The sequence below is a fragment of the Blastococcus sp. KM273129 genome (assembly GCF_021698995.1).
Classification (GTDB): Bacteria; Actinomycetota; Actinomycetes; order Mycobacteriales; family Geodermatophilaceae; genus Blastococcus.
Genome location: NZ_SSXB01000011.1, coordinates 21,446 through 46,226 on the forward strand (window position 1 = coordinate 21,446; position 24,781 = coordinate 46,226).

The following is a 24,781-nucleotide window of genomic DNA, read 5'->3' on the forward strand; positions in this document are numbered from 1 at the left end:
GCGGGGGTCGGCCGCAGCGTGACAGGCGTCACCCGGAACGGTCAACGATGACTGTTCGCGACCGCCGGCCCGGCCTACTGTTCCGCGGATGAGCGCCGAGCCCGTCGCCGACGGCGCCGCTCCCGGGCCCCGCTCGCGGTCGGAGCGGACCGCGGACAGCCGCCTGCTGATCCTCGACGCGGCCGTCGCCTGCCTGGTCGAGGAGGGGTTCGCCGGCGCCTCCACGCTCGCCGTCCAGGCCCGGGCCGGGGTCTCCCGCGGCCGGCTGCTGCACCACTTCCCCTCCCGCGCGGAGCTGCTGGTGGCCGCCGCCGCGCACCTGTCCACGACCCAGCTGGACGAGGTGCGGCGCCGGGCCGCGGCGCTGATGCGGGACGAGCCCACCGGGCGCGAACGCGTCGAGCGGGCCGTCGACCTGATGTGGGCGACGTTCCACGAGCCCCCGTTCTGGGCGGCGATGGAGCTCTGGACGGCGGCCCGCACCGACCCCGAGCTGCGGGCGGCGCTGCGCGGCGAGGAGCGCCGGCTGCGGGCGGCGATCGCAGCGGTGGCCGACGGCATCTGGGGCCCGGAGATCGCCGGCGCCCCCACCTACGCCGACCTCTGCGAGCTGCTGTTCACCAGCATGCGCGGCGTCGCGCTGGTCTACGCGTTCGAGGACCGGCCGGCCGCCACCGACCCGCACCTGGCGCTCTGGAAGCGGCTCGCCGCCCGGCTGCTCGACCTCGACGCCCACGGTTGACCCGCCCTCCCCGGAACGCCAGCATGACGCAGGTCACCGCCGTGCCGAGCGTCGAGGAGCCCCCGTGAGCGTTCCGGTCCCCCAGCTCATGGGCCGCGGCATGACGATGAGCGACCAGCTCGCCCGGCACGCCCGCACGAGCCCGGACGTGCCCGCGCTCCGGTTCGAGGGCGCCGGCCGCAGCTACCGCGAGCTCGACGAGCGGGTCACCCGCCTGGCGAGGGCCTTCCGGCAGCGCGGCGTCGCACCCGGCGACCGGATCGCCGTCCTCGCCCTGAACGGCATGGAGACGTGGGAGGCCTACCTCGCCGGCGTCCGGCTGGGCGCGGTCGTCGTCCCGGTCAACTTCCGCCTGGTCGCCGACGAGGTCGCCTACGTCCTCAGCGACTCCGGCGCGGTGGCGCTCGTCGTGGACGCCGCCCTGGCCGGGGTCGGCGCCGCGGCCGCGGAGCAGGCGCCGTCGGTCCGGACGACGCTGGTGATCGGCCCGGAGTACGAGGAGGCGCTGGCGGCGGAGGGGACCGCGCCGCTCGACGTCGTCGTCGACGAGGACGAGGCGGCCTTCATCATGTACACCTCCGGCACGACCGGCCGGCCCAAGGGCGCGGTGCTGACCCACCGGAACCTGCTGATGCACGTCTTCAGCCAGCTGGTGACGCTGGGCGTCGACCTCGCGACCGAGCGGGTCGCCGCACCCGGCGCCCCGATGTTCCACATCGCCGGCCTGGCCGGCGGGCTGCCACCGCTGCTCGTCGGTGGCACCAACGTGATCACGCCGTCCGGCGGGTTCGACCCGGTGGCCCTGCTGGACCTGGTCGAGCGGGAGCGCATCAACAGCCTGTTCCTCGTACCGGCGATGTGGGCCGCGGTGGTCGCCGTGCCCGGCATCGCCGACCGCGACCTCTCGTGCCTGACCCGCATCTCGTGGGGCGCGGCACCGGCGTCGACGACCCTGCTGCGCACGCTCATCGACACGTTCCCGCAGGCGGAGGTCATGACGGCGTTCGGCCAGACCGAGTGCAGCCCGGTCACCTGCCTCCTGCGGGGGGAGGACTCGGTCCGGAAGATCGGCTCCGTCGGCACCCCGATGCTCAACGTCGAGGTGCGGGTCGTCGACGACGCGATGGCGGACGTCCCGCAGGGCGAGGTGGGCGAGATCGTCTACCGCAGCCCGATGGTGATGAAGGAGTACTGGGGCAAGCCGGAGGCGACCGCCGAGGCGTTCGCCGGTGGCTGGTTCCACTCCGGTGACCTGGTGCGCCAGGACGAGGACGGCTACTTCTACGTCGTCGACCGCAAGAAGGACATGATCATCTCCGGCGGGGAGAACATCTACTGCGCCGAGGTGGAGAACGTGCTCGCCGCCCACCCGAAGGTTCTCGAGGTCGCCCTGATCGGCGTGCCCGACGCCCGCTACGGCGAGGCGCCGCTGGCCGTCGTCGCCCCGCGCGACGCGGCCGACCCGCCGACGGCGGAGGAGCTGGCCGCGTTCTGCCGGGAGCGGCTGGCCCGCTACAAGAACCCGCGGGAGTATTCGGTGGTCGGGGCGCTCCCCCGCAACCCCAGCGGCAAGGTGCTCAAGACCACGCTGCGGCAGGAGCACTCGGCCGGCTCGCTGGTCGCCGACCCCGTCGTCTGAGAAAGGACCACCCTGCCCCCCGCGCCTCGCAGGCTCGGCGCAGGCCCCTGCAGGGTGGCCGTTCCAGTACGTGACGACCCCCCCTGCAGAGGCCCACCGGTCAGGGGGCGGCGTCGAACAGGTCGCGGGAGACGACGCCGGTGTCGGGGTTGTCGGTGAACATGCCGTCGATGCCGGCCTCCCAGAAGGCGAGGTGCTCCTCGATCGCCCGGCCGTAGTCGTCGGCCGCGGCGTCCTCCCGCAGCGCCGGCGGCAGGAACACGTTCTCGTTGCGGAAGGTGTACGGGTGCACGAGCAGCCCGGCGCGGTGGGCGTCGTCGACCAGCGCGGTCGGGGTGCCCAGCGTGCCGTCGGCGTCGCGCGGGATGACCTGGTTCTTCTCCGGGCCCACGCCCTCGGCGTACTCCGCGACCTCCTGCAGGCCCTCGGCGGTGGTGAGGTCGGCGTAGGTGCGCGGGTCACCGGCGGCGGTGAAGTCGTAGGGCTGCCCCGAGCCCGACAGCAGCTGCACCAGCGGCACGCGCACCCCCTTCTCCTCGAGCTCCCGCAGGTTCGCCGTCTCGAAGGACTGGATGAACACCGGCGAGGTGTGCTTGTGCACCCGCGCCTCCTGCAGGTCGGCCATCAGCGGCTCCTCGAGGGAGAGGCCGATGCCGTCGAAGTAGGTGGGGTGCTTGGTCTCGACGTAGACGCCGATCTCGCGGCGGAGCTCCTGGGAGAGGCGGGCCCGCAGCTCGAGCACCTCGTCGAGGGTCGGCACCTGGTAGAGGCCGTCGTAGAGGGTGTTCTCCTCGCGGACCTCGGGCAACCGCTCGACCGCCCGGAGGGTGCGCAGCTCGGCGAGGGTGAAGTCCTCGGTGAACCAGCCGGTGAACGGCGTGCCGTCGATGACCTTGGTCGTGCGGCGGTCGGCGAACTCCGGCCGGCTCGCGACGTCGGTGGTCCCGGAGATCTCGTTCTCGTGCCGGGCGACGAGCACGCCGTCCGCGGTGCTCACGACGTCGGGCTCGATGTAGTCGGCCCCCATCCGCGCGGCGAGCTCGTAGGAGGCGAGGGTGTGCTCCGGGCGATGGCCGGAGGCCCCCCGGTGACCCACGACGAGCAGGTCGCCGGCGAGCGCCGCGCCGGGCTCGGGAGCCGGGGGCCGCGGGGCGGCGGTGGCGGTGCTGCCCGCCGGGACGGCGAAGGACAGGGGGACGGCGACCGCGACGGCGGCGACCGTGGCACGCAGGCGGCGTGCTCGGGACATCGGGACTCCCGCGGGCTCGGACGGCGACCCTCGCCGGCGGCTCCGCGGCCTGATCCCAGCGAGGCCAGGTGCCCGCGCCGCGTCGCCCGGCACAACTCCCGGTGACGACCTGGTGGCGCACCCGTGCCCCCGCTCAGCCCGCCCAGGCCTCCCTGACGCGCGCCACCACCGAGGCCGCCTGGGCGCGCCCGGCCCGCGCCGCGGGCGCCCGGGCGGCGGGGTCGAGCACGTTGCGGCCGATCGCGGCGCGGGCCGCCTCGTCGGGGGCGACGACGGCCACGCGCGACACCATGCCGGTGACCTGGGCGTCGACGCTGGCCAGCGGCCCGACCCCGCGCGGGATGGGCGCCAGCACGACCAGCCGGTCGTACCCCTGGGCGAGGTCGGCGTTGGCGGCGGAGCGCATGCCGCCGTCGACGTATCGGCGGCCGTCGATGGTGACCGGCGGGTAGACGCCGGGGACCGCGCAGCTGGCGGCGACCGCGTGCACCATCGGGACGCCGGAGTCCCGGCCGAAGGTGCGGAACTCACCCGTGGCGGCGTCCACCGCGGTGACGAGGAACTCCCGCTCCGGCCACTCGCGGGACACCAGCCGCGAGCCGATCACCTCGAGCCGCTCCTGCTCGCTCGGCGTCAGCCCGGCCTGCTCGGCGGCGACCGCGAGGGTGCCGATCCGCCGGCGGAACTCCACGTCGCGGCCGCGGCTGGCCACCATCGCCCAGCCGTACCGGATGAGGTTCCCGCGGGTCATCCGCGCGACCCGCTCCTGCGTCGGGGGCTCGAGTTGACGGGCGTACATCTCCTCGAGCGGGGCGCCGCTGGTGAGCTGCGCACCGACGACCGAGCCGGCCGAGGTGCCGACGACCAGACCCGCCCCGGTGAGGTCCACCCCGGCCTCGGCCAGGCCGGCGAGCACCCCGATCTCCCACGCGATGCCCGTGATCCCCCCGCCGCCGAGCACGAGGGCGGTCCGCTGGTCGCTCATGCGCCACATCCTCACAGAACCCTCGACACAGCCTGTGAGCTGGGCCACCCTGTGGCTCAGGTCACCCGACGAGAGGAAACGAATGACCACCGTGCAGTCCGCCCCGGCACCCACCACGGCCAGCTGGCCGCCCGGGTTGCCCCGGTCCCTGGACTACCCGAGCGTGCCGGTGGGGTCCATCCTCCGGGCCGCCGTGCGCCGGTGGGGCGACCGGACGGCGTTCGTCGACCACGACGTGCCGCTCACCTTCACCGAGCTGGGCGCCCGGGCGCACGCGGTGGCCGGCTGGCTGGCCGACCACGGCGTCGGTCGGGGCGACGTCGTCGCCGTCCACATCCCGAACTGCCGGCAGTACCCGCCGCTGTACTACGGGATCCTGCTGGCCGGCGCCACCTTCTCCCCCACCAACCCGCTGCTGCCGGCCGCCGACCTCGCCGCCCAGCTGAACGACGCCGGCGCCAAGGTGCTGATCACCTGGGACCAGGTGCTGCCCTTCGTCCGGGGCGCGATCGCGCAGACCCGGGTCGAGACGGTGGTCGTCACCGGGGAGGCGCACACCCTCGACTTCGCCGCCCGCCTCGACGGCCTGGAGCCCACCGACGTCGACGTCGCCGACCTGCTGGCCGGCGAGCCGACCGACCGGCACCTCGACGCCGGCCTCGACGTCGCCACCGAACTCGCGCACCTGGCCTACACCGGGGGCACCACCGGCGTCAGCAAGGGCGTGGAGCTGCCGCACCGCCAGGTCGTGACCAACGTCCTGCAGTCCGGCTGCTGGACCGCCGGCGCGCTCCCCGCCCTCGACGAGGAGGGGGACGTGACGCTGCAGCAGGTGCTCGGCCCCGACGAGTGCCCGACCCGGCTGGGCGAGGCCCGGATCATCAACCTGACGCCGTGGTTCCACGCGATGGGGGCCATCGGCTACCTCAACGGCATGGTCATGGGCGGCACGATGACCGTCATCCACATGCGGTTCGACCCGGTCAAGTACGTCGAGGACATGGTCAGGTACGAGGTGACCTCGATCGGCGGCGCGCCCCCGGTCTTCGTGGCGCTGCTGCAGGTCCCCGGGTTCGCCGAGGCCGACCTGTCGCACGTCCGCGGCATCAGCAGCGGCGCGGCTCCGCTCCCGGTCTCGCTGATCCAGAAGATGCAGGCGCTCATGCCGAACGCCACGATCGGCGAGGGCTACGGGCTGACCGAGGTGACCATGATGGCCACCGGCAACCCCACCTTCCGCTCGGGCACCCGCAAGCCGGGCACCGTGGGCGTGCCGATCTTCGACACCGAGGTCACCATCCGCCCGCTCGGCGGCGGCGACCCCCTGCCGGCCGGTGAGCGGGGCGAGGTCTGCATCCGCGGCCCCCAGGTGATGCGCGGCTACGCGCACCGCCCCGAGGCCACCGCCGAGTCGATCGACGCCGACGGCTGGTTCCACTCCGGCGACGTCGGCATCCTCGACGAGGACGGCTACCTCTCGATCGTCGACCGCACCAAGGACATGCTGCTCTACAAGGGCTACAACGTGTTCCCGCGGGAACTCGAGGAGATCCTGTTCGGCGTCCCGGGCGTCGCCGGGGCGGCGGTCGTCGGCCGGCCCGACGAGGAGGCCGGCGAACTGCCGGTGGCCTACGTGGTGCGCAAGGACGACGCGGACGGCGCCGCGCTGACCGCCGAGTCGGTCATGGCCGCCGTCAACGGCAAGGTGACCCCGTACAAGCGGCTGCGGGACGTGAGGTTCATCGACGCGATCCCGGTCTCGGCGGCCGGCAAGGTGCTCAAGCGGGAGCTCGCCGCCCGCGAGCGCGAGGCCGTCGGCGGCTGACGGGTGGGCGCCGCCGCACCCCGAACGGGTGCGGCGGCGCGCATCCGTGCTCGCCGCTCACTATCGTCCGCGGCGTGGAGGAGCAACGGAACGGGCTGGAGACCGAGCACACCGGCGTGCGCATCGCCCACGTCGAGCAGTCCCCGGTCCGCCAGGTGTGGCGCCGCGTCGTCATCGCGGCCATCGTCCTCTTCATCGTGATCCTGATCGTCTACCTGGACCGCGACGGCTACGAGGACAGCAAGGGCGGCCCGATCTCGATCCTCGACGCCGCCTACTACGCGACGGTCAGCCTCTCCACCACCGGCTACGGCGACATCACGCCGGTGACCCCCGGAGCCCGCCTGACCAACGTCCTGCTGATCACGCCGCTGCGGATCATGTTCCTGATCGTCCTCATCGGAACGACCCTCGAGGCGCTGACCGCGCGCTCGCGCGAGGAGTTCCGCATCCACCGCTGGAGGTCCCGCGTGCGCCAGCACGTCATCGTGTGCGGCTACGGCACCAAGGGCCGCAGCGCCATCCGCTCCCTGCAGGCGAGCGGCACCCCGCTGGAGAAGATCGTCGTCGTCGACCCCGAGCCCCGGGCCATCGACGAGGCCAACGCCATGGGGCTGACCGGCATCGTCGGCGACGCCGGGCGCACCGAGGTGCTGCGCCGGGCCGCCGTCGAGCGGGCCCGGTCGGTCATCGTGGCGGCCAACCGGGACGACGCCTCGGTGCTGATCACCCTCACCGTGCGCCAGCTCAACCCGAGCGTCCCGATCACCACCAGCGTCCGCGAGGAGGAGAACGCCAACCTCCTGCGGCAGTCCGGCGCGGACACCGTCATCACCACCTCGGCGACCTCCGGCCGGCTGCTGGGCCTCTCCACCGACAGCCCGCGCGTGGTCGCCGTCGTCGAGGACCTCGTCACCGGTGGCCAGGGCCTGGACCTGCACCAGCGGACGGCGACCGCCGACGAGGTGGGGCTGAGCCCGCGCCAGCTGCGCGACATCGTGCTGTCGGTGACCCGCGGCGGGCGCACGCTGCGCTTCGACGACCCGCTGATCGGCACCCTGCAGCCCGAGGACGTCCTCGTCGTCGTGAAGGCGCACGAACCCGGGAAGGGCATGCAGCTCCCCACGCAGTGACACGTGTCGACCCTCCGGGTCGACGACCGCGGCCAGGTGCCGTCCCCCGCTGCGCTGAGCCCTGCCCGTCCTTCCTCTGAGAAGCCTCCGGCCCCCCGTCGTCAGGACCCGCTGCGCGGAACCCAGGCCGTGCCTCGGGGACCCTCCGGGCCCCGCTCGCCACGACCTATGGGACGCGCACCCAGGTGGTCGTGGGCTCGTCGCGGCCGCGGAGCTCCACCTCGCGGTCCCGGGTCCAGTGCCGCCGCTCGTCGTCCGCCGCGGCCAGCACCGTCGGCTCGCTGGCGACGGCGCGGCCCGGGTGCTCCTTGGCCAGGTCGGTGAGCCGCGCGGCCTCGTTCACCGGGTCGCCGATCACCGTGTACTCCAGCCGGCTCGCCGCGCCCACCTGGCCGGCCCACACCCGGCCGCACGCGACGCCCACCCCGACGTCGACCTCACCGGCGGCGGCGACGGCGTCGCAGATGCGCCGGGCCGCCCGCAGCGCGGCACCCGCCGGGTCCGGGTGGTCGGCCGGCGCGCCGAAGACGCACAGCGCGGCGTCGCCCTCGAACTTGTTCACCAGGCCGCCCTCGTCCTCGATGGCGTCGACGACGACCTCGAAGAAGCGGTTGAGCAGGCCGACCATCTCCTCCGGTCCGGTGCGCCGCACCAGTGCGGTCGAGCCGGCGACGTCCACGAACAGCGCCGCGACGGCGCGCTCCTCCCCCGCCAGGGAGACGCCGGTCGCCAGCGCCCGCTGGGCCACCGTCGTCCCGACGTGCCGGCCGAACAGGTCGCGCAGCCGCTCCCGCTCGGCCAGGCCGGCGGCCATGGAGTTGACGCCCTCCTGCAGCAGGCCGATCTCCCCCGCGTCGTCCACCACGACGTCGACGTCGTAGTCGCCGGCGCCGACCTGCTGCACGGCGCGGCGCAGGTCGCGCAGCGGCTGGCCCACGGCGCGGGCGGTGAGCACCGTGGCCAGCGCGCCGACCAGCAGCGCGACCACCACGAGGAAGACGACGGCGGTGCGCCCGGGCCCCTCGGGGTTGCTCGGGTCGAGGTAGAGCAGGACGACGCCGACCATCGGCACCCCGCTGGTCAGCCCCCAGGTGAGCAGCAGGCGGATGCGCACCCCCAGGGTGAGCACCCCCGCGGGCGGGTGCGCGGCCAGGGCGCGGGCGGTGACGGCGCGGGCGGCCCGGGCCACCAGCAGGTAGGTGACGCCGGCGGTGACCACCCCGCCCAGCACCACGGCGACGCCGATGCGGGCGCCGACCCGGGCGTCGGGGAAGGCGGCCGCCGCGACGACGCCCACCAGCACCGCGCCGAGCAGCCAGACGACGGCCGCGACGAGGGCGGTGTCCAGCGGCAGCCGCAGCGCCTGACGGGCCTCCGCCACCGTGGGCGCGCGGCCGGCCGTCAGCCAGCGGTTGGTGGCCCGTTGCCGCCCCAGCCCGGCGAGCACGGCCAGCGGCAGGGCGACCGCGAGGTAGCCCGCGGCCGCCCACAGCACCTCGGCGCGGCCCACGCTCCCCCGGTCGCCGTCCACGCCGAGCAGCAGCAGCGCCACGGTGCCGACGCCGACCAGGTTGGCCGCGATGACCAGGCCCACGATCACCGGGACGGCCAGCCGGCCGCTGGGCGCCCACTCGGCCATGCCGGTCAGCCGGCGGCGCACGTCGTCGCCCGCGGTGGTCACGTGCGGCTCAACGAGCGCGGCCGGCGGACGGCACGGCCGGGCACCCGATCGGGGTCACGCGACCATGATCACCGAGCGGCGCCGCCGCCGTCCGGCCCGTCACCCGCCGGGGTGGCAGCGCGGCCCGGCAGCGCGCGCCCGAGCACGAGCGCGCCGACGCCGGCCACCACCACCCCGAGCAGCGCCACCCGCAGGCCGGCGGCGTCGGCCACCACCCCGATCAGCGGCGGGGAGACCAGGAAGCCGATCCGCAGCAGCCAGTTGATCACCATCAGGCCCTGGCCGTGCGGCAGGCCGGGGAGCTCGTCTGCGGCGTGGTAGACGGCCGGGATGAGGGTGGCGACGCCGAGGCCGGCCAGCGCGAACCCGGCCAGGGTGCTGGGCACCGAGGGCCAGGCGAGCGCCACGCCGAGACCCACCGCGGCGAGCGCACCCCCGGCCCGCGCGACCCGGCGCTCCCCGAACCGGTCGACCACGCGGTCACCGGTCAGCCGGCCGACCGTCATCGCAGCCGAGAGGGCGACGAAGCCCAGCCCCGCGACGGCCGCGCCGGCCGCGAGCTCGGTGCGCAGGTAGAGCGCGCTCCACGAGGCGCCGACGTCCTCGATCAGCGCACCGCAGCCGGCCAGCAGGCCGAGCACCGCCAGGGCGGGGAGCGCAGCCCGCCGGCGCGGCCGTTCCCGCGGCACCGCCTCGGCCACCGGCTCCGGCTCGTCCGAACCGGGGAGCACGCCGCGGGAGACGACGAGGGCGGCCGCCCCGAAGACCACCGCCGAGACGCCGAGGTGCACCGGCAGCGGGATGCCCAGCCCCGCCGCGGCTGAGCCGAGCAGCCCGCCGGTGACCGCGCCGATGCTCCACACGCCGTGCAGCGAGTTGATGATCGAGCGGCCGTAGAGCCGCTGCACACGCAGTCCGTGCGCGTTCTGGGCGACGTCGATGACGGCGTCGAGGGCGCCGACCACGAGGAACCCGGCGGCCAGGGCGGCCCAGTTGGGCGCCACCGACACCGTCCACACGACCGCACCGAGCAGCGCCAGGCCGTAGGTGGCGACCCGGCCGGAGCCGAACCGGCGGTTGAGCGCGGCCGACGACAGCCCGGCGAGCAGGGCGCCCAACGGCACGGCGGCCAGGGCGGCGCCCAGCGCGGTGCTGCTCAGCTCCAGCTCCGCCTTGACCGCGGGCAAGCGGGGTACCAGCCCGGCGTAGAAGACGGCGTTGAGGAAGAAGCAGGCGGCGACGGCGCGGCGGGCGCGGCGCAGGCGCGGGGGCTCGACGGCGGCGGGAGCGGTGGACACGGGGCAGCCCTCCTCAGCCGGCGAACCGGAGCAGCGCGGCACGGATCTGGGCGGCGTCCATCGGGTCGGTGGACAGCGCGCTGTGCAGGACCAGCCCCTCGACCAGGGCGTCGACCTCCCGGGCGGTGACCGGGTCCAGGTGGCGCTCCAGGCTGCGGCGGCTCCGTGACATCCAGTCCTGGGTGACCGCGCGCAGCTCGGCGTCGCGGGCCGCGGCGACGTAGAGCTCGACGGCGAGCACGAGGTCCCGCTGCGAGCCCAGCAGGTCGCCGGTGAGGTGCTCGACCAGCGCCTCCAGCGCCGCGGTGCGGTCGGGGGCGGCGGCCATGCGCGCGTCGAAGCGCGCGGCGACGTCGTCGACGTGCCGGGTGAAGGCGGCGGCGAGCAGCTCGGCGAGCGAGCCGAAGTGGTAGGTCAGCGACCCCAGCGGGACGTCGGCGGCGCGGGCGATCGCCCGGTGCGTGGCCGCCGCGACCCCGCGCGCGGCGATGACGTCGAGGGTGGTGTCGACCAGCCGGTCGCGCCGTCCGGGGTCGTGCCGGCGCGGACGGCGGACCGGCGCTGGGTCGGCGCCCACCGGGCCGGCTCGTCCAGCCGGCGGAGAGCTCATAGGAACGAGCGTACACATGCGAGCGGGGTGGCGTACGGGGCGGGGCGTCCGTGCGGGCGCCCCGCCCCGGTGGTCACGATGCGCCGGTCAGAACGCGGCGAGGACAGCGCCCTCGTAGTTCTGCTCGATGAACTGGCGCACCTCGTCGGAGTGCAGCAGCTCCTCCAGCTCCTGGATGCGCTCGTCGCCCTCGTCGCCGGTGCGCACCACCAGGAGGTTGGCGTTGGGGTTGCCCTCGCCCTCCTCCAGGGCCAGCGCGTCCTCGGCGGGGACCAGGTCGGCCTCGATGGCGTAGTTGCCGTTGATGACCGCGATGTCCACGTCGGCCAGCGAGCGGGGCACCTGCGCGGCCTCGACCTCGGAGATCTCGAGGTTCCTCGGGTTGCCCTCGATGTCCAGCGAGGTCGGCGCGGCGTCGCCGGTGTCGGCCAGGGTGATCAGGCCGTTGGCCTCGAGCAGCCGCAGCGCCCGCGCGGCGTTGGTCGGGTCGTTCGGGATCGCCACCGTCGCGCCGTCGGGCAGCTCGGCGAGGTCGGTCAGCGTGTTCGAGTAGATGCCGAGCGGCTCGATGTGCACCGGGTCGAGCGCCGCGAAGTCGTAGCCGGCGCTGGCCTCCTGCTCCTCCAGGTACGGGATCGTCTGGAAGTAGTTGGCGTCCAGGGAGCCGTCGTCGAGGGCGACGTTGGGCTGCACGTAGTCGGTGAACTCGACGATCTCCAGGTCCAGGCCGGCGTCCTCGGCGAGGTTCTCGTCGATGTAGCGCAGGATCTCCGCGTGCGGGACCGGGGACGCGCCGACCCGCAGCGGCTCGTCGGCCGCCGACAGCTCGGCCTCGCCGCCGCAGGCGGCGAGCAGGGCCGTCATCGCCGAAGCGGCCAGGACGGTGGTGAAGCGGGTGCGCATGGTGGTGGTTCTCCTCGGGTGGTGCGGTGGGACGGCGGCCGGGCGGCCGCCGGAGAGGTCGGTCAGGCGTGCGCGAGCGAGCGCGCCCAGCGGTCGCCGGCCCACTGGAGGGCCTGGACGATGACCAGCAGGAGGACGACGGTCGCCAGGGTGATGTCGGTGCGGAACTGCTGGTAGCCGAAGCGGATGGCGAAGTCGCCGAGCCCGCCGCCGCCGACCGCACCGGCCATGGCCGAGTAGCTGATCAGCGCGACGACGGTGACCGTGACCCCGGCGACCAGCGAGGGCCGGGCCTCGGGCAGCAGCACGGTGCGCACGACGTCGCGCCGGCGGGCGCCCATGGACAGCGCCGCCTCCACCTTGCCGGCGGCGACCTCGCGCAGGCTGGTCTCGACCAGCCGGGCGAGGAACGGGACGGCGCCGATGGTCAGCGGCACGATCGCCGCGGTGGAGCCGATCGTCGTCCCGACGATGCCGCGGGTGACGGGGGCGACGAGGACCAGCAGGATGATGAACGGCAGTGCCCGGCCGAGGTTGACGACCAGGCCCAGCGCGCGGTTGAGCAGCGGCCGAGGGGCCAGCCCGCCGGGGGCGGTGACCGTGAGCAGCACGCCCAGCGGGACGCCGAGCAGCACGGTGACCAGCGCCGCGACGCCCACCATGTACAGCGTCTCCCAGGTGGCGTCCAGCAGCTGCGGCCAGATGCGGTTCCAGTCGCTCACCGGGCCACCTCCGCCGTCGCGGCCACGCGCTCGACCAGGACGCCGCCGGTCCGCAGCCGGTGCACGGCGTCGTCCAGCCCCGCTCCTCCGCCGGTCACCCGCAGGAGCAGCCGGCCGTAGCGGCCACCGGCCACCGTCTCCACCGACCCGCCGGCGATCTCGACGGCCAGGCCGAGCTCCCCGATCAGGGTCTGCAGGACGCGGGTCTCCGGCGTGCGGTCGGTGACGGTCACCCGCAGCAGGGCGCCGTCGTGCCCGGCCCCGGCGTCCGCGACCGGCGCCGGGAGCAGCGCCTCGCCCAGCGGCGAGCCCGGCCGGGTCAGCACGTCGGCCAGCCGGCCGCCGTCGACGACCCGCCCGCGGTCCAGCAGGACGGCGCTGTCGCACACGGCCTTGACCACGGACATCTCGTGGGTGATCAGCAGGACGGTCAGCCCCAGCTCGTCCCGCACCCGGCGCAGCAGCTCCAGGACCCCGGTGGTGCTGGCCTGGTCGAGCGCGGAGGTGGCCTCGTCGCAGAGCAGCACGTCCGGGCGGGCGGCGAGCGCGCGGGCGATGGCCACCCGCTGCTGCTGCCCGCCGGAGAGCTGCGCGGGGCGGGCGTCCGCGCGGTCGGCGAGGCCCACGAGGTCCAGCAGCTCCCCCGCCCGCCGCCGGCGCTCGGCCCGGCCGACGCCGGCGAGCTCGAGCGGGTGCTCCACGTTCCCCGCGGCGGTGCGCGAGTCGAGCAGCTCGAAGTGCTGGAAGACCATGCCGATGGACCGCCGCGCCTGCCGGACCCGCTCGTCGGGGAGCTCGGTGAGCACCTGCCCGTCGACGGTCACCGAGCCCGAGGTGGGCCGCTCCAGCAGGTTGACCAGGCGCACCAGCGTGCTCTTGCCCGAGCCGCTGGGGCCCACGACGCCGGCGAACTCGCCCCGGTCGACGGACAGGCTGACGCCGTCGACGGCGACGACCTCGCCGGCCCGCCCGCGGGCGGGGAAGACCTTGCGGACGTCCTTCAGTTCGATCACGGGATGGGGTCTCCGGGGGTTGAGCAGGCACGGGCGGGCGACGACGCCGGCGAGGGCGTGGTGGACCGCGGTGCGCCGCGGTGGGGGCGGCAGGCCCGCCGCTACGAGGGCGGGCGTCGCCGGGAGGCGGGAGGCCTCAGCGGCACAGGGCTGTGCCGGTGCGGCACAGGTCGACGTGCCGGCGGGCCCACGAGAGCAGCTCGTACCGCATGGTGTTCCTCCATCGGTCCTGGCAGTAGCACCCGCGCCCGCCGATGCGGGGGGTTGCTGCGACGTCGACGAGCCAGGTCTCTCAGCCGCTCCGGATGGTTGCGGCAGCGAGTCTACGGACCGGATCCGGGCGTTTCCCCTCCACGACCTGCGACGTCACTCACAGCGACGTCCGGGGCCGGCCCCGGCACGCTCGTGGGGACCGCGCGGAGCAGTCGGGCCAGCAGCCAGCCACCGACTGCACCGAGGACGGCGAAGCCGGAGATCGGGCCGACGACCTGGGCGGGCGTGAAGGAGATCCCGGCGGCGACCTGCAGCGCGGTGGCCAGGGAGATCGACGGCAGCAGCAGCACGATGGTCACGAGCAGCGGTGCCGCCAGCAGGTAGCCGAACGGCTCGCGGCGGCGCACCAGCAGCCCGGCCAGCGCAGCCGCCGGGGTGATGACGGCCAGGTCGAGGGAGTACGTGACCGTCGTGGTGTAGACGTCGAGCAGGTCGGGCGCGGTCCCCTGCAGCAGCGCGGTCACGAGAGGCTGCAACCAGACCACGGCCGTCACCGCCGCCGAGGCGAGCAGGAACCAGGACAGGGAGCGGTGCGGGAGGTCGGGGTCCGCGGCAGCGGCGGCCAGGGCGGCCCGGCTGGTCTCGCTGAGCGCCGCGACGAACCCGAACAGCGAGCCCGAGAGCAGCGTCACGTAGGCCAGGTAGAGCGGGTTGTAGGCCACACCCAGGGCGTAGTTGGCGTAGACGTACAGCAGGTAGCCCAGCGAGCCGGCGAGCAGCAGCGTCCCGCGCGGGGATGCCTTGCGGTGCTCCAGCCAGGCCCGGACCACGAGCGGGATGCCGAACGCCAGGACGACGGCGTCGACGGCGGTGTTGTTCGTGGCGGTGAAGACCGTGTCGTAGCGGTACAGCCCGGATCCGGCCAGCCGGGCGGACTGCCCGCGCGGGGTGACCACCGTGACCGGGTCGGCCGACGGACGCCACAGCAGCCCGACCGCCGCCGCTGCAGCACCGACCGCCGCCACCAGACCGGGCAACCTGCGCAAGGCTCGTCCCACAGCGCCGTGCTTACCCGTCCGGCCCCCGGCTAGCCACCGGTCCGGCGCCGGAACGACGAACGCCCGGCCCCACGAGGCGTGGGGCCGGGCGTCCGGGATGTCGTACGACATCGCAGGGGTGGAGGTGGCGGGAATCGAACCCGCGTCCTTCGACGCATGACCAGGGCTTCTCCGAGCGCAGTCCGCTACTGCCTCTGCTCGACCCCATCGATCTCACGGACGAGTCGATGTGACGGGCCCAGTCGCTGTGAGATGTCCCGTGAACGCCCGCGACCGGCGTTCACGGTGAGTCATCTAGCTGATGCCAGGATCCGGGCCGATGACGAACCCGGGCTGACAGAGTCGCCTCGCTACTTAGGCAGCGAGGGCGAACTCGCGCTGACTGGAGTCGGCGCTTGTGTTGTTTCCAACGCGTGGTTAACGAGCTCATCGTTGGCTTCCTCGGCTCGCTTCCCCTGGACACCCGACCGAAGTCGAGACCAATCACCCCCTGTGTAGTTGTGCGATCAGGGTAACGGCCCCGTCCAGCCCGTTGTTCCCGGGCGTTCGGCTGACCGCCGGCCGGCGGTCAGGCAGGATGCCCGCATGACGGGGACCGGCCGGGCGACGACGCCGGTGCGGATCGCGATGTGGTCCGGTCCGCGCACGCTGTCGACGGCGACGATGCGCGCCTGGGAGAACCGCCCCGACACGGTCGTCGTCGACGAGCCGCTCTACGGCTACTACCTGGCCGCGACCGGGCTCGATCACCCCGGCCGCGACGAGGTGGTCGCCAGCCAGCCCACCGACTGGCGCGCCGTCGTCCGCACCCTCACCGAGGGCGAGCTGCCCGGCGGCGCCACCATCTCCTACCAGAAGCACATGACCCACCACGTGCTGCCGGAGGTCGACCTCGACGCCTTCACCGGCCTGCGGCACGCGTTCCTGATCCGCGACCCGCGCCGGCTGCTCGCCTCCTACGCCCGCGTGCGCGAGCACCCGACCCTGGCCGACCTCGGCCTGGTCCAGCAGGTCGCGCTGCACCGCCGCTTCGGCGGACCGGTCGTGGACTCCGACGACCTGCTGCGCGACCCGCGCGGCGTGCTCACCGCCCTGTGCGCGGCGCTGGAGGTGCCCTTCGACGAGCGGATGCTGTCGTGGCCGCCCGGTCGCCGGGAGTCCGACGGGGTGTGGGCACCGCACTGGTACGCGAGCGTGGAGGCCTCCACCGGCTTCGGCCCGTACCGCGAGACGCCGGTGGAGCTGCCCGGCTCGCTGGCCGGGCTCGCCGCCGAGTGCCTCCCCCACTACGACGAGCTGGCCGCCGGCCGGCTGAGGAGCTGACCCGTGCTGCAGCAGTTCGACGAGCGCAACCGCGACCTGGTGGTCAACGTGGGCGGCCGGCTGGCCCACCGCGACGAGGCCGGGGGGAGCCCGTTCGACTCCGTCGTGCAGGGCGGGGACGCGGTCTGGGAGGGGCTGCGGCTCTACCGCGGCCGGATCTTCGCCCTCGAGGAACACCTGGCCCGGCTGCGGCGCTCCGCGCAGGCGCTCGCGTTCACGGAGATCCCCGACGATGCGGCGATCGTCGAGCAGATCCGCCGCACGCTGGCCGCCAACGGCATGACCGACGGCGTGCACATCCGGCTCACCCTGACCCGCGGCGTGAAGGTGACCAGCGGCATGGACCCCCGGCTGAACCGGAGCGGCCCGACCCTGATCGTGCTGGCCGAGCACAAGCCGCCCGTCTACGACACCGGCGGCATCACGCTGATCACCTCCAGCGTGCGCCGCCCCACCCCCGACGTGCTCGACCCGAAGATCCACCACAACAACCTGCTCACCTCGATCCTCGCCAAGATCGAGGCGAACGTGGCCGGTGCCGACGACGCCCTGATGCTCGACGCCCGCGGCTTCGTCGCCGAGACGAACGCGACCCACGTCTTCTTCGCGGCCGACGGCGTCCTCCGCACACCGACGACCGGCGCCTGCCCCGAGGGCATCACCCGGGCCACCGTGCTGGACCTCGCCGCCGCGGCCGGCGTGACCACCGAGGTCGGCGACTTCTCGACGACCCAGCTGTACGCGTCCGACGAGGTGTTCGTGACCGGCACGATGGGCGAGCTGACGCCGGTCCTCGCCGTCGACGGGCGGCGCATCGGCACCACCGGCGACCCCGGCCCGCTGACCCGGCAGCTGTCCGCCGCCTACGGGGAGCTGACGGCGTCGTCGGGCACCCCCGTCGTCTGAGCACCGGGATCCGTCCCGCGGGGGGCAGGAGGGGGTGCCGGAGCTCCGCCGTCCCGGACCCCCGCGGCCGGCCGCCACCCGCCCGCGCCGGGGGTGGGCGGGAGGCCCGTCCTGCTCAGATCCAGTCGCGGCGCTTGAACACCAGGTAGAGCGTCAGGCTGACGCCGATCATGAGCAGCAGCGCGAACGGGTACCCCCACACCTCGTCGAGTTCGGGCATGTGGTCGAAGTTCATGCCGTAGACGCCGCCGACGAGGCTCGGCGCGAACAGGATGGCGGCCCAGGCGGAGATCTTCTTGACCTCCTCGCCCTGCGCGATCGAGGTCTCGGTCAGCTCGCGGATCTCCTCGTTCTGCCGCTGCGCCACCAGGGTCGCGTTGACCGTCAGGATGTCGCGGAGCTGCAGCCGGAAGCCCTCCACCCGCTCGTTGACCTGGATGACGTGGTCGGCGACGTCGCGCAGGTAGCCGCGGAGTTCCTCGTCGACGCCGTACTTGTCGAACCCGGCGGTGAGCGCGGCGATGATGCCGGTGAGCGGCTGGGCGGCCCGCTGGAACTCCAGCACCTCCTGCGAGAGCTCGTAGATGCGCCGGGAGACGCCCGGGTCGCCGCCGAACACCTGCGTCTCGATCTCGTCGATGTCGTTGGCCAGCCCGTCGACCACCGGCCGGTACCCGTCGACGACGGCGTCCAGCGTCGCGTAGAGCACCGCCTCGCTCCCGCGGGAGAGCAGTTCCGGGTCGCTCTCCAGCCGCCGCCGCACCCGGGACAGGTCGGGCGACTCGCTGTGCCGCACGGTGATCGCGAAGTCCGGCCCGAGGAACAGGTGCAGCTCGCCGAACTCGACCTCCTCCGCCGCGTCGAGGTACCGCGCGGCCTTGAGGACGACGAACAGGGTGCCGCCGTAGCGCTCGAACTTCGGCCGCTGGTGGGCCTTGATCGCGTCCTCGACCGCGAGCTCCGGCAGGTCGAACAGCTCCGCGAGCGCCCCCAGCTCCTTCGGCCCCGGGCGGTACAGCCCCAGCCAGGCCAGCCGCCCCTCCCCGTGGAGGAGTTCCTCGCGGCTCTCGGCCGGCGAATCCGGCGTCGCCACGCGGCGGCCCTCGGAGTAGACGGCGTTGTCCACGATCCGCGACCGCGCAGCCGCGCCGTCGATCGCAGCGGCGGCAGCCGTGGCGCCGTTCGGCGCCGGCGCGGGGGCCGGCCGCGGCGGGCGGCGACCCAGCGTGGTCAGGGCGGTCAGCGGCGCGAGGCGGCGCTCGGTCATGACGGGCTCCCGGGGCGGGGGGACGGCGGTGGGCACCGGAGCGGCCCTCCTCGCCCCCGCGCCACCCCGGCCCGGGTGGGGCAGGGCGGGGCGGGCGGCCTCCCGGCGGGCCCGGCACGAGGTGCGGGGCGCCCGAGGAGACCTGGTCAGCCGGCGGAGAGGACCAGGGGATCGGTACTGGGAGGTTCGCTGCGCACGACGTCCCCCTCCCCGGTCCGGGCGCCTCCGCCCACGTGTTCTCGGCCGTCGCCCATCGTCCCACGCCGGCCGGGCGGAGCCGGACGTGCGATCGCCCACACGGGTGAGGAGCGGCCCCCGCCGTCAGCCCGCGACGCCGAGCACCAGGTCGACGAGCAGGGGAAGCAGCAGCACGATGAGGATCGCGCCTAGCACGTCGAAGGAGATGCCCGACCGGATCATCTTGGTGATCGGCACGACGCCGGAGCCGTAGACGATCGCGTTCTGCGGCGTCGACACCGGCAGCATGAAGCCGAACGACGCCGCGAACGTCGCCGCCAGCGCCGGCACGAACGGGTTGATCCCCGCGGCCACGGCCACCGGGATGATGATCGGCACGACCACGGCGGCCGACGCCGTGTTCGACGTCGTCTCGCTGATGATGATCGCCAGGATCACCGCGAATACGGTGATCGCGATCATGCTGGTCAGCCCGAGGCCGTCGGCGGAGGCCTGCCCGATCGTCTCGGCGAGCCCGGTGTCGGCCAGCAGCGAGCCGAAGATGATGCCGGTGCCGAAGAGCAGGATCGTGCCCCAGTCGATCGTGGCGGCGTCGCTCCAGTTGAGCGTGAACTCCCGGCGCTTCCAGTCCGTCGGCAGCAGGAACAGCAGCGAGGCACCGAGGACCGCGACGATCCCCTCGTCGAGGCGGTCACCGAGGGTGGCGTACAGCTCGGACTCCGTGCCGGCGGTCAGCGCGATGATGCCGGGGAAGATCCACAGCGCCACGGTGACGCCGAAGGCGATGAGGGTGTTGCGCTCGGCCCCGGAGAAGGGACCGAGCTCGGCCCGCTCCTTCTGCACGTACTCGTGCACGCCCTCGATCCGCTTGATCTCCGGCTTGTTGATCAGCAGCAGCACGAGGACCAGCGCGACGAACATCAGCGCGCAGATCGGCAGCGCCATGAGCATCCAGTCGAGGAAGCCGATCCGCTCGCCGGTGGCCTCCTCGATCAGCCCGCGGCCGATCAGGTTCGGCGGGCTGCCGACGGGGGTGAGCAGGCCGCCGACGCCGGCGCCGTAGGCGAGCATCAGCATCAGCGCGACGCCGACCCGCAGGCGCAGCGGGTCGAAATCGGGCTTCACCAGCTCCTTGTCCTGCAGCAGCTTGGCGATCACCGACAGGATGCCGATCGCGGTGGGCAGCAGCATCGCGACGGTCGCGGTGTTGGAGACGAACGCCGAGAGCAGCGCGGTGATGAACCCGAAGGCGATGATCACCCGCGCGGTCGAGGCACCGACCCACTTGAGCGACAGGATGAACATCGCGAACCGCCGCGCGACCCCGTGCTTGAGCATGGCCGCGGCGAGGATGAAGGCGCCGATGAAGGTGAACACCGTCGTCGACCCGAACGGTGCCAGCGCGTCGTCGGCCGGCACCACCCCGAGCACGGCGATCGCCCCCACCCCGATGAGGCCGCCGACGGGGATGGGGACCGGCTCGGTGATCCACAGGACGATGACGCCGAGCAGCACCGCGGCGAGCAGGTGCTGGTCACGCGGGAGGTCGATCGGCAGCAGCGCGAAGACGAGGGTGACCAGCGGCGCCAGGAAGAGGCCGATCGTGCGGCGGCCCTTCTCGAACCGCTCCTCGGCCGGGCTGAGCTGCTGCTCCCCCAGGCTGCGGTAGGTGGCGCTGCCGCGGAACGCGGCGTCGACGTCGGTCCGCTGCCACCCGGGCCCCCCGTGGGCGGCCGACTGCACCCCACCCTGCTCGCGCTCGGTCGCGGTCACAACGCCTCCCTCGGGGCCGGAAGTCGGCATGACCATAGGCCGGGGTCAGCCGCTCAGCGACCTGGAGAACGCACGACCTCGCGAAGGGTGACGCGCCGCGCCGTCACCGGCCGAAGATGCCCTGGCCGAACGCGCCGTTGGCGGTGATCACGCGCGACAGACCCTTGCCGAGCTCGACCACCCGCGCGGTCTTCCCCGCGCCCAGCTGCAGCCACGGGTCTGCGGCGAGCGCGTCGGTCTGCACCTCGATGCGGGCGCGCAGCTCCTCGCCCTCCTCGGTGAGGCCGGCGTCGTCGAGCAGGCCGCGCTCGGCCAGCGCGGCGCACGCGGCGTCCCACTGCTCGTCGCTCCACCCGCGGGTGGCCTTGGCCGCCGCCACGGTGAACCCGCGGCCGGTCGCGCAGTGGGTGATCAGCGCTTCCAGCCCGGTCAGCCCGGCGTGCACCAGGACGGCGACGTGCCCGTCACCGCGGTGCTCGCGCAGCAGCGTGGCGCCGTGCCACAGCGCCAGCAGCGGCTCCTCCGGCCACGGCAGGTCGGCGTGCCCGGCGAACAGCGGGCGGCCCTCCGCGCTCAGGTCGGCGCAGGCCTCGCACAGCAGCCCGGCGAGCTCGGCCACCTCGGGCGAGCCGGCGACCTCCTCGCCCAGCAGCCGGGTGAGCGAGGCGCGTGCGGCGTCCAGGCGGGCGGCGACCACCTGCTCGGGCGTGGCCAGCGTCCAGGCCCGCGGGATCATGTGGGCCACCAGCGACGGGGCGAAGTTGTAGAACGTCGCCGTCACCACGCCGGCGCCGACGGCGCCCATGGCGGCGGCCCGGCCGGCGAAGTAGACCATCCGCCCCTTGCGCAGGCCGAGGGCGCCGAGGTGCTCGTCCTGCTCCGGCGCGAAGTACAGCTGCGAGTGGAGCGGGTCGATCGCGCGGTGGGCGCGGCCGACGAGGGCGGGGTCGAAGGCGGGTTCGGGCTGCTCGGCGCTGACCATGGGCGCACCCTAGCCAGCGGCCACCGGCGGGAGTGACAGGGACCACGCCACGCGGGTCCGCACGGTGCTGAAGCCGAGGCTCTCGTACAACCGCAGCGCCCCGGTGACGTTGTCGCTGTCGACGTCGAGGGCGACCACGCGGCAGTCGTGCGCCGCGGCCGCCCGCAGGCTGCTGCCGATCATCGCCGACGCCAGGCCCCGGCCGCGCGCCCGGCAGCACCCCGATCTGGCCGAGCACCACCTCGCGGTAGCCGCGCGCCCGGGTGTCGGCCTCGTACACGTAGCCGAGGACGTAGCCGGCGACGGCGCCGTCGGCGACCGCGAGCACCGAGAGGTCGGGGCGGAAGGCGCGGCTGCCGGTGAACAGCCGCTGCCACGACCCGGCGTCGCGCTCGCTGGAGCCGTGGTGCTCGGTGAACGCCGCGTTGTGCGCGCGCCGCACCTCGTCGTCGCGGTCCCACGAGAACGGCACGACCTCCACGCCCGGGACCTCGCGGCCGTCCGGCAGGTCGGTGAGCCGGCGCTCCATGGTGCGGTACCAGCGCTCGGCCGCGAACCCGCGCCGCTCGACCAGCCGCTCCAGCCGCGGCTGGGTCCCGGGGACGCCCACGACCAGCCGGGCCTCGACCTCCGGGTGCCGCTCGGCGTGCACCTCGGCGCCGCGGGCGTGCTCCCAGCCCAGGAGCGCCGTCCCGATGCCGCGGCCGCGCCGGTCGGGGTGCACCCGGCCGTCGAGGTGGATCCGGTAGGCGTCGCGGAAGGTGGGGCTGGCGGAGACGACCGCGTAGGCGACGAGCGCGCCGTCGGCGTCGGTGACGGCGACCCCGTCACGGGCCGGGTCGACCCCCCAGCCGGTCCACTCCTCGGCGACGTCGTCGGCGTCGGGGAACTCCCCGGTGTCGTCGAGCGCCTCCGCCGCGACCAGCAGCTCGGCGACCGCCGGGGCGTCGCCGGGGCGGAGCGGGCGGACGGTCAGGCCGTCGGGCACGGCGGGCAGGGCGGGCACGGGAGCCGAGGGTAGGGAGCCCGCGGGTGCGCGGCGAACCGTTTTCTACAGCCGCACGAACAGGCAGAAGGGGTGGCCGGCCGGGTCGGTGAAGACCCGGACGTCCTCGTGGGCGTCGGTGTGCCCGCCGACCCGGCGCGCGCCGGCCTCCTCCGCGACGGCCGTGGCGGCGTCGAGGTCGTCGACCTGCAGGTCTAGGTGCAGCTGCATCTGCTGGGCGCCCGGCTCCGGCGGCCACACCGGCGGCACGTGCTCCTCCTCGAGCTGGAAGGACAACCCCGGGCCGCCGTCCTCGGGCCGCAGCGTCGTCCACTGCGGGTCGTGGTCGCGGATCGGCCAGCCGAGCAGGCGCTGGTAGAAGCGGGCCAGCCCCTGCGGGTCCGGGGTGCCGAGGACGGTCGCGGTCAGCCGGGCGGTCGGGATCACGCCTCGATCGTGAATAGCCGGGCCCCGTTGCGCCACAGCACGGCGCGCAGCCACTCCTCCCCCAGCCCGAGCCGGTGCAGCGCCGCGAGCTGGTGGGCGTAGGGGTACGGGATGGACGGGAAGTCGCTGCCGAGCAGCACCTTGTCGCGCAGCGCGCCCAGCCGCGGGAGGTCGGCCCGGTCGAAGGGCATCAGCCGCTCGGTGAAGTCGGTGGCGAACATCGTGGTGTCCAGGTGCACCCGCTCGTACCGCTCGGCCAGGCCGAGGAACTCCCGGTACTCCGGCATGCCGAGGTGGGCGATCACCAGCTGCAGCCGCGGGAACCGCTCGAGCAGGCCGGTCATCGGCGCCGGGCCGGTGTGCTCGCCGGCCAGCGGCCCGGAGCCGCAGTGGATGACCACCGGCGTGCCGGTCTCCTCCAGCCGCGCCCACACGTCGTCGAGCAGCCGGTCCCGCGGGTCGAACGCACCGACCTGCACGTGCACCTTGAACACCCGGGCACCCCGGTCGAGCGCCTCGGCCACGTACCCCGCGACGCCCGGCTCGGGGTAGAAGGTCGCCGACTGCAGCACCTGCGGGCGCCCCGCGGCGAACCCGGCCGACCACTCGTTGAGCCAGGCCGCCATCCCGGGCTTGTGCGGGTAGGGCAGCGTCGGGAAGGCGCGCACGCCCAGCCGCGCCAGGATCGCGAGCCGCTCCTCCTCGGGCAGCCGGTAGGCCACCGGCCACTCCGCGCCGTAGTGGGTGCCGGCCGCCTCGAAGTACTGCCACACCTTGGCCTGCACCCGCTCGGGCAGGACGTGCACGTGCACGTCGACCAGCCCGGGCAGGCCCAGCTCCCGCCAGTACCGCGGGACGTCGCCGTCGTCGACCGGGGGCTGGACCGCCATCAGAGGGTGACGACGACCTTGCCGCGCACGTGCCCGCCGGCCACGAGCTCGTGCGCCTGGGCGGTCTGCTCCAGCGGGAAGGCCTTGGCGACGGCGACCCGCAGCTGGCCGGCGTCGGCCATGCGGCCCAGCTCCTCGAGGTCGTGCCGCTCCGGGCGCACGAACACGTAGCGCCCGCCCATGCCGTTGACCGAGGGGTCGACGACGCTGGCGATGCGGGAGACGTCGCGCACCTGCCGTGGCGCGTCGGCCAGCGTGTCGCCGCCGTTGAGGTCCAGGACGGCGTCGACGGGCTCGGCGAGCTGCTCGCTGATCGGCCCGGCGGAGTAGTCGAGCACCTCGGCGCAGCCGGCCTCGGTGAGGAAGCCGTGGTTGCGCGGGCTCGCCGTGCCGATGACGTGCGCGCCCAGGGCGACGGCGATCTGCACGGCGAAGAAGCCCACGCCGCCGGCGGCCCGGTGCACGAGCACCCGGTCGCCCTCGCCGACGGAGAGGGCCTCGGTGAGCGACTGGTAGGCGGTCAGCCCGGCCAGCGGCACGCCGCCGGCCTCGGTGAAGGAGAGCGACTGCGGCTTGTGCGCGAGACAGCGCTGCGGGGCGGGCACGAGCTCGGCCGCCGTCCCCCACTGGACGTCGTCCCGGCGCAGGTAGCCGAAGACCTCGTCGCCGGGCTGGAAGTCGACGATCGCGGGGCCGACCGCCTCGACGACCCCGGCGAGATCCCAACCGGGGACGATCGGGAAGTTGTGCGGGAAGAACGCCGCCAGGCCGCCCTCGCGGATGCCGATGTCGACGGGGTTGACGCCCGCGGCGCGGGTGCGCACCAGCACCGTGTCGGGGCCGACGGGCGGCTCGGGCAGGTCGTCCCGCAGGTGCAGCACGTCGACCCCGCCGAACCGGTCGTAGGCGATACCTCTCATGGGCTCACCGTAGGCGGGG

The 24,781-nt window shown here is 74.5% G+C and carries 23 protein-coding genes, 1 other RNA gene, 1 pseudogene and 1 riboswitch; of the genes and pseudogenes, 6 read left to right on the plus strand and 19 right to left on the minus strand.

Going from position 1 to position 24,781, the window contains the following annotated elements:
- Positions 1-88 precede the first annotated feature (88 nt).
- Together E9565_RS05085 and E9565_RS05090 are read left to right on the plus strand one after the other, a co-directional pair.
- Positions 89-742 (plus strand): TetR/AcrR family transcriptional regulator, encoded by a 654-nt coding sequence (locus tag E9565_RS05085; RefSeq protein WP_236826917.1) that lies wholly within the window; start codon positions 89-91, stop codon positions 740-742.
- A gap of 64 nt (positions 743-806) precedes the next feature.
- Positions 807-2,381, plus strand: a complete 1,575-nt coding sequence (locus E9565_RS05090; protein WP_236834252.1) for a long-chain-fatty-acid--CoA ligase — start codon at positions 807-809, stop codon at positions 2,379-2,381.
- A gap of 100 nt (positions 2,382-2,481) precedes the next feature.
- On the opposite strand, the gene E9565_RS05095 is transcribed toward E9565_RS05090, so the two are convergent.
- Together E9565_RS05095 and E9565_RS05100 are read right to left on the minus strand one after the other, a co-directional pair.
- Positions 2,482-3,630 carry a glycerophosphodiester phosphodiesterase gene (locus E9565_RS05095; RefSeq protein WP_236834253.1) on the minus strand — a complete coding sequence of 383 codons (1,149 nt, stop codon included), beginning with the start codon at positions 3,628-3,630 and terminating at the stop codon, positions 2,482-2,484.
- A 133-nt stretch (positions 3,631-3,763) separates the two neighbouring features.
- On the minus strand, positions 3,764-4,615 hold the full coding sequence (locus E9565_RS05100) for a patatin-like phospholipase family protein (protein ID WP_236826920.1): 852 nt from the start codon (positions 4,613-4,615) through the stop codon (positions 3,764-3,766).
- Positions 4,616-4,697: 82 nt separating this feature from the next.
- On the opposite strand from E9565_RS05100, the gene E9565_RS05105 reads away from it, so the two are divergent.
- Positions 4,698-6,440 (plus strand): class I adenylate-forming enzyme family protein, encoded by a 1,743-nt coding sequence (locus tag E9565_RS05105; RefSeq protein ID WP_236834254.1) that lies wholly within the window; start codon positions 4,698-4,700, stop codon positions 6,438-6,440.
- A gap of 74 nt (positions 6,441-6,514) precedes the next feature.
- Positions 6,515-7,573, plus strand: a complete 1,059-nt coding sequence (locus tag E9565_RS05110; RefSeq protein WP_236826922.1) for a TrkA family potassium uptake protein — start codon at positions 6,515-6,517, stop codon at positions 7,571-7,573.
- Between the two features lie 166 nt (positions 7,574-7,739).
- Here the strand turns inward: E9565_RS05110 and E9565_RS23120 are convergent, their stop codons facing one another.
- The 9 genes from E9565_RS23120 to ssrA form a co-directional block, all read right to left on the minus strand.
- Positions 7,740-9,254: an adenylate/guanylate cyclase domain-containing protein gene (locus E9565_RS23120; RefSeq protein WP_236826923.1), complete on the minus strand. Its 1,515-nt coding sequence runs from the start codon at positions 9,252-9,254 to the stop codon at positions 7,740-7,742.
- 68 nt (positions 9,255-9,322) lie between these two features.
- The gene (locus E9565_RS05120; RefSeq protein ID WP_236834255.1) at positions 9,323-10,552 is read right to left on the minus strand and encodes an MFS transporter; all 1,230 of its coding nucleotides are present in this window, start codon (positions 10,550-10,552) and stop codon (positions 9,323-9,325) included.
- Positions 10,553-10,565: 13 nt separating this feature from the next.
- Positions 10,566-11,129, minus strand: coding sequence for a TetR/AcrR family transcriptional regulator (locus E9565_RS05125; protein WP_236834256.1), 564 nt, complete (start codon positions 11,127-11,129; stop codon positions 10,566-10,568).
- Between the two features lie 120 nt (positions 11,130-11,249).
- Positions 11,250-12,065, minus strand: a complete 816-nt coding sequence (locus E9565_RS05130; protein ID WP_236826926.1) for a MetQ/NlpA family ABC transporter substrate-binding protein — start codon at positions 12,063-12,065, stop codon at positions 11,250-11,252.
- Between the two features lie 62 nt (positions 12,066-12,127).
- Positions 12,128-12,787, minus strand: coding sequence for a methionine ABC transporter permease (locus E9565_RS05135; protein WP_236826927.1), 660 nt, complete (start codon positions 12,785-12,787; stop codon positions 12,128-12,130).
- The gene (locus E9565_RS05140; RefSeq protein ID WP_236826928.1) at positions 12,784-13,800 is read right to left on the minus strand and encodes a methionine ABC transporter ATP-binding protein; all 1,017 of its coding nucleotides are present in this window, start codon (positions 13,798-13,800) and stop codon (positions 12,784-12,786) included. Before E9565_RS05140 ends, E9565_RS05135 begins: the two co-directional genes overlap by 4 nt.
- A 136-nt stretch (positions 13,801-13,936) precedes the next feature.
- Positions 13,937-14,011 (minus strand): putative leader peptide, encoded by a 75-nt coding sequence (locus E9565_RS23510; RefSeq protein ID WP_374201424.1) that lies wholly within the window; start codon positions 14,009-14,011, stop codon positions 13,937-13,939.
- A 6-nt stretch (positions 14,012-14,017) separates the two neighbouring features.
- Positions 14,018-14,112, minus strand: a riboswitch (SAM riboswitch).
- 11 nt (positions 14,113-14,123) lie between these two features.
- Positions 14,124-15,050 carry a hypothetical protein gene (locus tag E9565_RS05145; protein ID WP_236834257.1) on the minus strand — a complete coding sequence of 309 codons (927 nt, stop codon included), beginning with the start codon at positions 15,048-15,050 and terminating at the stop codon, positions 14,124-14,126.
- Between the two features lie 137 nt (positions 15,051-15,187).
- Positions 15,188-15,562: a transfer-messenger RNA gene (gene ssrA / locus E9565_RS05150) on the minus strand.
- A 94-nt stretch (positions 15,563-15,656) separates the two neighbouring features.
- Between ssrA and E9565_RS05155 the strand changes: the two genes are divergently transcribed.
- A complete protein-coding gene (locus tag E9565_RS05155) occupies positions 15,657-16,394 on the plus strand; it encodes a hypothetical protein (RefSeq protein WP_236834258.1) in 738 nt (245 codons plus the stop codon).
- A 3-nt stretch (positions 16,395-16,397) separates the two neighbouring features.
- A complete protein-coding gene (locus E9565_RS05160; protein WP_236834259.1) occupies positions 16,398-17,300 on the plus strand; it encodes an aminotransferase class IV in 903 nt (300 codons plus the stop codon).
- A gap of 115 nt (positions 17,301-17,415) precedes the next feature.
- Here E9565_RS05160 and E9565_RS05165 read toward each other — a convergent pair whose 3' ends face one another.
- The 8 genes and pseudogenes from E9565_RS05165 to E9565_RS05200 all read right to left on the minus strand — a co-directional run bounded on the left by E9565_RS05165 (position 17,416) and on the right by E9565_RS05200 (position 24,762).
- Positions 17,416-18,567 (minus strand): magnesium and cobalt transport protein CorA, encoded by a 1,152-nt coding sequence (locus tag E9565_RS05165; protein WP_236826932.1) that lies wholly within the window; start codon positions 18,565-18,567, stop codon positions 17,416-17,418.
- A 321-nt stretch (positions 18,568-18,888) separates the two neighbouring features.
- Positions 18,889-20,538, minus strand: a complete 1,650-nt coding sequence (locus E9565_RS05170; protein ID WP_236827408.1) for a DASS family sodium-coupled anion symporter — start codon at positions 20,536-20,538, stop codon at positions 18,889-18,891.
- A gap of 103 nt (positions 20,539-20,641) precedes the next feature.
- Complete coding sequence (locus E9565_RS05175) at positions 20,642-21,520, minus strand: hypothetical protein (protein ID WP_236834260.1); 879 nt, start codon at positions 21,518-21,520, stop codon at positions 20,642-20,644.
- A gap of 9 nt (positions 21,521-21,529) precedes the next feature.
- Positions 21,530-21,703, minus strand: coding sequence for an N-acetyltransferase (locus E9565_RS05180; RefSeq protein WP_236834261.1), 174 nt, complete (start codon positions 21,701-21,703; stop codon positions 21,530-21,532).
- A 553-nt stretch (positions 21,704-22,256) separates the two neighbouring features.
- A pseudogene (locus tag E9565_RS23515) lies at positions 22,257-22,526 on the minus strand (GNAT family N-acetyltransferase); the annotation flags it as partial.
- A gap of 45 nt (positions 22,527-22,571) precedes the next feature.
- The gene (locus E9565_RS05190) at positions 22,572-22,952 is read right to left on the minus strand and encodes a VOC family protein (protein WP_236834263.1); all 381 of its coding nucleotides are present in this window, start codon (positions 22,950-22,952) and stop codon (positions 22,572-22,574) included.
- Complete coding sequence (locus E9565_RS05195; protein ID WP_236827412.1) at positions 22,949-23,842, minus strand: amidohydrolase family protein; 894 nt, start codon at positions 23,840-23,842, stop codon at positions 22,949-22,951. Before E9565_RS05195 ends, E9565_RS05190 begins: the two co-directional genes overlap by 4 nt.
- Positions 23,842-24,762: an NADP-dependent oxidoreductase gene (locus tag E9565_RS05200; protein WP_236827413.1), complete on the minus strand. Its 921-nt coding sequence runs from the start codon at positions 24,760-24,762 to the stop codon at positions 23,842-23,844. Before E9565_RS05200 ends, E9565_RS05195 begins: the two co-directional genes overlap by 1 nt.
- Positions 24,763-24,781 lie beyond the last annotated feature (19 nt).

Bases quoted from the DNA above. Each gene is read 5' to 3' on its own strand.
- E9565_RS05085 (WP_236826917.1), top strand. From the start codon at position 89: ATGAGCGCCGAGCCCGTCGCCGACGGCGCCGCTCCCGGGCCCCGCTCG.
- E9565_RS05095 (WP_236834253.1), bottom strand. From the start codon at position 3,630: ATGTCCCGAGCACGCCGCCTGCGTGCCACGGTCGCCGCCGTCGCGGTC.
- E9565_RS05100 (WP_236826920.1), bottom strand. From the start codon at position 4,615: ATGAGCGACCAGCGGACCGCCCTCGTGCTCGGCGGCGGGGGGATCACG.
- E9565_RS05105 (WP_236834254.1), top strand. From the start codon at position 4,698: ATGACCACCGTGCAGTCCGCCCCGGCACCCACCACGGCCAGCTGGCCG.
- E9565_RS05130 (WP_236826926.1), bottom strand. From the start codon at position 12,065: ATGCGCACCCGCTTCACCACCGTCCTGGCCGCTTCGGCGATGACGGCC.
- E9565_RS05155 (WP_236834258.1), top strand. From the start codon at position 15,657: ATGACGGGGACCGGCCGGGCGACGACGCCGGTGCGGATCGCGATGTGG.
- E9565_RS05165 (WP_236826932.1), bottom strand. From the start codon at position 18,567: ATGACCGAGCGCCGCCTCGCGCCGCTGACCGCCCTGACCACGCTGGGT.
- E9565_RS05175 (WP_236834260.1), bottom strand. From the start codon at position 21,520: ATGGTCAGCGCCGAGCAGCCCGAACCCGCCTTCGACCCCGCCCTCGTC.
- E9565_RS05180 (WP_236834261.1), bottom strand. From the start codon at position 21,703: ATGATCGGCAGCAGCCTGCGGGCGGCCGCGGCGCACGACTGCCGCGTG.
- E9565_RS05195 (WP_236827412.1), bottom strand. From the start codon at position 23,842: ATGGCGGTCCAGCCCCCGGTCGACGACGGCGACGTCCCGCGGTACTGG.
- E9565_RS05200 (WP_236827413.1), bottom strand. From the start codon at position 24,762: ATGAGAGGTATCGCCTACGACCGGTTCGGCGGGGTCGACGTGCTGCAC.